This is a genomic window from uncultured Hymenobacter sp. (genome assembly GCF_964243305.1).
Lineage (GTDB): Bacteria > Bacteroidota > Bacteroidia > Cytophagales > Hymenobacteraceae > Hymenobacter.
Genome location: NZ_CAXTEF010000004.1, coordinates 182,549 through 188,548, shown reverse-complemented (window position 1 = coordinate 188,548; position 6,000 = coordinate 182,549). Strand labels below are relative to the sequence as shown.

General features: G+C 61.8%; 5 protein-coding genes. 2 read left to right on the top strand and 3 right to left on the bottom strand.

Annotation, left to right across the window (positions count from 1 at the left end):
• Positions 1 to 336: 336 nt before the first annotated feature.
• Complete coding sequence (gene bglX / locus ACFE70_RS04615) at positions 337 to 2,664, bottom strand: beta-glucosidase BglX (RefSeq protein WP_375416546.1); 2,328 nt, start codon at positions 2,662 to 2,664, stop codon at positions 337 to 339.
• A 397-nt stretch (positions 2,665 to 3,061) separates the two neighbouring features.
• Here bglX and ACFE70_RS04610 point away from each other — a divergent pair, with 397 nt between their 5' ends.
• Positions 3,062 to 3,613: a hypothetical protein gene (locus ACFE70_RS04610; RefSeq protein ID WP_375416545.1), complete on the top strand. Its 552-nt coding sequence runs from the start codon at positions 3,062 to 3,064 to the stop codon at positions 3,611 to 3,613.
• Positions 3,614 to 3,761: 148 nt separating this feature from the next.
• Positions 3,762 to 4,166 carry a hypothetical protein gene (locus ACFE70_RS04605; RefSeq protein WP_375416544.1) on the top strand — a complete coding sequence of 135 codons (405 nt, stop codon included), beginning with the start codon at positions 3,762 to 3,764 and terminating at the stop codon, positions 4,164 to 4,166.
• 83 nt (positions 4,167 to 4,249) lie between these two features.
• On the opposite strand, the gene ACFE70_RS04600 is transcribed toward ACFE70_RS04605, so the two are convergent.
• Together ACFE70_RS04600 and uvsE are read right to left on the bottom strand one after the other, a co-directional pair.
• Positions 4,250 to 4,624, bottom strand: a complete 375-nt coding sequence (locus ACFE70_RS04600; protein ID WP_375416543.1) for a hypothetical protein — start codon at positions 4,622 to 4,624, stop codon at positions 4,250 to 4,252.
• Positions 4,625 to 4,648: 24 nt separating this feature from the next.
• Positions 4,649 to 5,917, bottom strand: coding sequence for a UV DNA damage repair endonuclease UvsE (gene uvsE / locus ACFE70_RS04595; RefSeq protein WP_375416542.1), 1,269 nt, complete (start codon positions 5,915 to 5,917; stop codon positions 4,649 to 4,651).
• Between the last annotated feature and the right edge of the window lie 83 nt (positions 5,918 to 6,000).

Sequence of the window (6,000 nt, the reverse complement as noted above, 5' to 3'; positions counted from 1 at the left end):
GCGTAACCTTATAAGAAGCAGTTTGCGTTACTTGTCTGACAAGGTAGAGGCGCAACATCTTGCGCCTCGTCGTTGAACGATGACACTGCGAATGCTTGGTGGCGGTCGTTCAACGACGAGGCGCAAAATATTGCGCCTCTACCGCGTTTCTGCTAACGCAAACCGCTTCCAAGGCTTTGGGGCGGAAGAGGGGGGTAGGGATTTCCAGGTTGGCACCCAGAAATCCCTACCCCCTTGCTTTCAACCAAAGCCTGCTACGAGAACAAAAAGGCCCGTCAACCGCTATGGCTGTCGGGCCTTTTTGCTCCTGTAACATTGAACAAACCTGCGCTGCGGCTACTGTGCCGCCAGCGTGAACGGTACCATCTGTACGTCGCGGGAGTTGCCGCCGACGAAGATCTGAAACTCGCCGGGCTCGCTCACCCATTGCAGGTCGTTATTATAGAATTTCAAGTCCTCGGGCGTGAGGCGGAAGGTGAGCGTGCGGCTTTCGCCCTTTTTGAGCTGCACTTTCTGGAAGCCTTTCAGCTCTTTCACGGGGCGCGAGATGGAGCCCACCAGGTCGCGAACGTAGAGCTGGGCGGTTTCCTCGCCGTCGTAGCTACCGGTGTTCTGCACCGTCACGCGTACTTCGAGCGTGCCGCCGGGGCTGAGCGTGGCCGTGCTCAATTCCGGCTTGCCGTATTGGAAGGTAGTGTAGCTCAGGCCGTAACCGAAGGGGTAGAGCGGGTCGTTGGGCACGTCGAGGTAGCGCGACTTATACTTGTCGAGCTTGTCGCCGGCGTAGGGGCGTCCGGTGCTCTTGGCGTTGTAGTAAATCGGCACCTGCCCCACCGAGCGCGGAAACGTGGCCGTGAGCTTGCCGCTGGGGTTGTAGGCGCCGAAGAGCACGTCGGCAATGGCGTGGCCAGCCTGCGAGCCGGCAAACCAGGTTTCGAGGATGGCGTCGGCGTGCTGGTCTTCCCAGGGCAGGGTCAGCGGCCGGCCGTTCATGAGCACGAGCACCAGCGGCTTACCGGTTTTCTTGAGTGCCTTGAGTAGTTCCAGCTGCTGGCCGGGCAAACCGATGTCGGCGCGGCTGGCGGCCTCGCCGGTCATGCCCTGCGACTCGCCCACCACGGCTACCACCACGTCGGCGCCCTGCGCGGCCTGCACGGCTTCGCGAATCAGCTCCTCGGAAGAACGCTTGTCGATGTTCAACTCGCCGCCGTGGGCGTTGAGGCGCTCAATCATCTGCGCATCGTCGGTCACGTTGGCGCCCTGCGCGGTCACGATTTTCAGGCCCGGCGCGGCGGCGCGCAGGCCCTGCTCCACCGATACGGCCTGCTTCCAGTCGCCAGCGCCACTCCACGAGCCAATTACGTCCTGCTGCCGGCTGGCCAGCGGGCCGACCAAGGCAATGGTGCCCGTCTTTTTCAGCGGTAGCGCGTTGTTGCTGTTTTTGAGCAAAACCAGGCTTTTGCGGGCAATGGCGCGGGCATCAGCCACGAACTCCGGCTTCATAATCGTAGCCTTGGCGCGCTTCTCGCTGACGCCCCGATAAGGGTCTTTAAACAAGCCGAGCTTGTACTTGGCTTCCAGCACCCGGCGACAGGCCAGGTCAATCTGAGCCTGCGTGACGGTGCCAGCCTTGAGGTTTTGAGCCAGGTTTTTCAGGAAAACTTCGCCCACCATATCCTGGTCGATGCCCGCGTTCAGGGCCAGGGCCGACGTTTGCGCGTCGTTGCCCAGGCCGTGGCTGGTCATCTCATTGATGGCCGTGTAGTCGGTGGCCACGAAGCCCTGGAAGCCCCACTGGCGGCGCAGCAAGTCGGTCATCAGCCATTTGTTGCCGGTGGCGGGCACGCCGTTGATGTCATTAAACGAACTCATTATGGAGCCCGCGCCGGCGTCGACAGCCGCTTTGTAGGGCGGCAGGTACTCGTTGTACATGCGCACCAGGCTCATGTCGGTCGTGTTGTAATCGCGGCCGGCTTCGGCGGCGCCGTAGAGGGCGAAGTGCTTGACGCAGGCCATTACGGCGTTGTTTTTACTCAGGTCATTGTTGGGGCCCTGGTAGCCGCGCACCATCGCGCGGCCAATGAGTGAGCCCAGATACGGGTCTTCGCCGGCGCCCTCCGAGATGCGGCCCCAGCGCGGGTCGCGGGCAATATCCACCATTGGCGAGTACACCCAGTTGATGCCGTCGGCGCTGGCTTCCTCGGCCGCGATGCGGGCGCTGCGCTCGATGGCGGGCAAATCCCAGGAGCTGGACAAACCCAGCGCAATCGGGAAAATGGTGCGGTGGCCGTGAATGACGTCGTAGCCAAAAATCAGCGGAATGTGCAGCCGCGTTTCCTTCACCGCCATCGCCTGGAGCTTGCGCGCGGCCACCGGCGTGAACGTGTTGAGCACGGCGCCGACCCGGCTCTGGCGAATGTTGGCGTCCACGTCCTTGCTCACCACCGGCCCGGTCACGTCGAAGCCCACCGTTATCAGGTTCAGCTGGCCGATTTTCTCCTCCAGTGTCATTTTACTCAGTAAGTTGTCGACGAACTTGGTCATAGCCGGGTCGGAGGCTTGGGCGGCGGCCGAGGGGGTAGGGGGCGCTTGCTGCTGGGCGTGCAGCGGCACCGTCAGCAGCCCTAGCGACAGCAGCAGGGCCGGGCGGAAAACGTATTTCATGCGGGGGTGGGGGTTTAAAGTGGGGCAGGGGGTAGGGAAATCAGGCAGCAAAAACTGCCGGGCCGCTTGTGCGCGCCAGATACGCACCGGGACGTAGCTGTCTCCGGCCGACGAGGCGGGAATAGCAGAGGGTAAGAAATTTAGCGCTCCTTCGGGCCAGTCGCCGCCGGATGGGGAACCGGCAGCCTGGCCAACTCTCCGCGCTATGTTCTTCACCATTACTGGTCTTGCATAAATAACCGCCTGACTGTATTACACTTGAGCTTAGGCTGAAAAGCCTGGTATCAGGTAACCTTAAGCGCAATGTATTACGTATCACTGCAAGATGACGAGTTTTAGTATACCAAAAGGGGCCTGGCTGCTCCGTTTTCTTTCTTCATTTTAACGCAACATCATCATGAAAACCACCAAAATCTTCCTCGCTGCTGCCCTGCTGACCCTGGGCTTCGGCACGGCTTCGTTTGGCCAGACTACCAGCGGCACGGGTACTGGTACGACCAGCGGCACGGGCACTACCAGCGGCACCGGCACCACCAGCGGCACTTCAACCAGTGGCACTATGGGTACGACCAGTGGTACCTCAACCAGCGGCACGATGGGTACGACTAGTGGCACCATGAGCACCACCAGCGGCACCTCTACTAGTGGTACGTCTACCAGCGGCACGATGGGCACGACCAGCGGAAGCACCAGCGGCACTACCAGCGGTACGATGGGTACAACCAGCGGCACGGGCACAATGGGCACCGGCACCACTAGTGGCAGTGGCACGGTGGGCACCGGTAGCGGCACGATGGGCAGTGGCAGTGGCAACACGTCATCATCGGGCAGCATGGGCACCACCCGTCGCTCGACCCGCGCCACGACCAAAGCCAGCAATGGCCGCTCGACTAAAGCCAAGGCTACCAAGCGCAACACCAAATCGAAGATGAAGTCTTCGGCCATGTAAGAATCAGCTAAGCGGCTGTTTCGCGGCTGCCTACGTAATCAAGGCCAGCTACCCAAGGGTGGCTGGCCTTTGTTTTTCGCTATGCTAAAGGTTGGTGTCCAGACTGTCTGCTTTTTGAAATAACTTCCTCACTTTACTCCGAAAACCTATGAAACTCTACCTGCTGGCCGCTGTCCTGCTCATCGCTCCGGCCGCCTTCGCCCAAACCGTACCGTTCGACCCCAGCCAGCCGGTGCGCGGCGGCAGCCAGGGCCAGACTACCGTGGCACCACTCAACCCGGCTCTGAACCAAAGCACCATCCAGGGCCCGCCCGAAATTCAGCGCACGCCCACCAACCGCGACGCCCAACCCAGCCGCCTGCCCGCCGATAATGGCGCCGCCGTGCCCGTTGCCACGCCCGACCGCAGTCCCACCGCCCGCCCCGATATACGCGAGCAACCCCTGCGGCCGGCCCGCCAACGCCGGCAGTCCACCGACGTGGTGCCGGGCCGCAACTCCAGCACCGGCAGCAGCAACGTCCCCCAGAGCAACCCGCCGCTGCCCCATCAATAGCGCCAACACTGCTTGCTCAACGACTTAAAAAGCCCTGCACCGAAACCAGTGCAGGGCTTTTCAGCGGTCAGCGAGTATGATGGTTATTTTTTCTTAGCTGCTTTCGCGCTGACCGCGGCGGCCATGTCGCCGCCCGCGCGGCGGAGCGCATCGGCCAGCTTAATGAGGTCCGCTTTCAGCTCGGCGGGGGCTTTGGCGCTGGCCTGGCTGGTTTGGTCACCAAGCATACTCAGGCTGCTGGCAATGGCCGCCCCATCAAGCCGCTCGCTGGTGAGCAAAGATTGCAGGTTGCCAAATTCGCGGGCAACGTGCTGTAAGTCAACATCGCCGCTCTGCCAGAGCTGCTGCTGCCAGACTTCGGTGTTATCCATCGCCGCGCTGATGGGAATGCCCGTCACGCCGTTTTGCAGGGCATGGAGCGTGGCGTTGAGGTGGTCGTGGGTGATGGCAGCTGGCATTTTGGAGAAAGTTACAAGTTTGAGTTATGAGTTCTGAGTCGAGGTGGCTGGCGCGGCAGCATTCGCCACCAACTCAACCGGCTTGGGCTTGCGCGGGGCGCGGGCTTTTTGGGGTTGGGCAGGGGGAGTAGGAAAATCGACTGCGTCACCTAGGGCTGATACTCCGGGCTGCTTGTTTTTCGCCGGTTTCTTCTTGGATGTCGCCCCCTCCGGAACTGCGGCTTTGGGCTCTTTCGGTGCGCGGGGCTTTTTTACCGGCGCGTCGGGGTCGGGGGGTAGGGTTAGGGGCGGGATGGGCCGGTCGGGCGCGGCGGGGCTCAGGCCCAGCTCGCGCAGGATGGTCACGGCGCGCAGGGCACTGGCCTCCTTGTCTTTGATTTCCAGCATCATGTCCACATCAAGGCCTTCGAGCGTGGCCAGGAAGCCGCGGAACAGCTCGTCCACCAGGGCATCGGTGTGCTTGCCGCGTCGCTCGCCCGTGGCCTGCGAGCTATAATCCATCATCAGCACGCCGTCGCGGGCCTGGTCCCAGGTTTGGGCGGCCAGGTGCAGCGCGTCGGTCATGGTTTCGCCGTGGTTGAGGCATTCATGGTGGAAATTATCGAACAGAATCGGTACGCCAGTCAGCTCGTGGAGGTGCAGGCAGTCCTTGAGGCTGAAGAGCCGGTCATCGTTCTCGACCACCACGCGCGCCTTCACCGCCTCGGGCAGCGTGGCGTGCACTTGCGCGAAACGGCTGATGGCCAGTTCCCGGTCGCCGTACAAGCCGCCCACGTGAATCTGGAGCTTGGCCTGCCCGTCCAGCTCCATCAAATCCAGCATCGAGCCCTGGTAAATCAGCTCATCGATGCTGCGGCGCACGATGTCAGGGTCGGGCGAGTTGAGTACCACGAACTGGTCGGGGTGCAGCGAAACCCGCATGTCGTTGGCCCGGATGAAGTCGCCGAGCGCTTTGAATTCCGCTTTGAAATGACTTTGCCAGGGGTAGGTGTTCACGGGGTGCGAGCCAAACGGCACCACGCCCGAGCTGATGCGAAAAAACAGCAGCCCCTGGGCCGCGTTCCATTCCAAAAGTCGTTGCAGGCAGGTCAGATTAGCCGCTACCGTGGGCAGCAGCCGTTCCTCAGTATAGGAGGCCAGCCGAAACGTCGTGGCCGAGCTGCAATCCATCGCCTCATTCACGCAGGGATACCCGATTCTCATGCTCCTGCTTACGGGCCGGGTAGGGGCCGGGTTGGAAAGCAATAAGCCTACCCCCTCGGGAGCCACCCGCCCGTCTTCGGTCGGCGCCACCTGCAAGTTGGAAAGCAATAAGCCTACCCCCTCGGGTTCGTCATGCGGAGCTTGCGAAGCGTCTTATCACGCTGGAATGACGC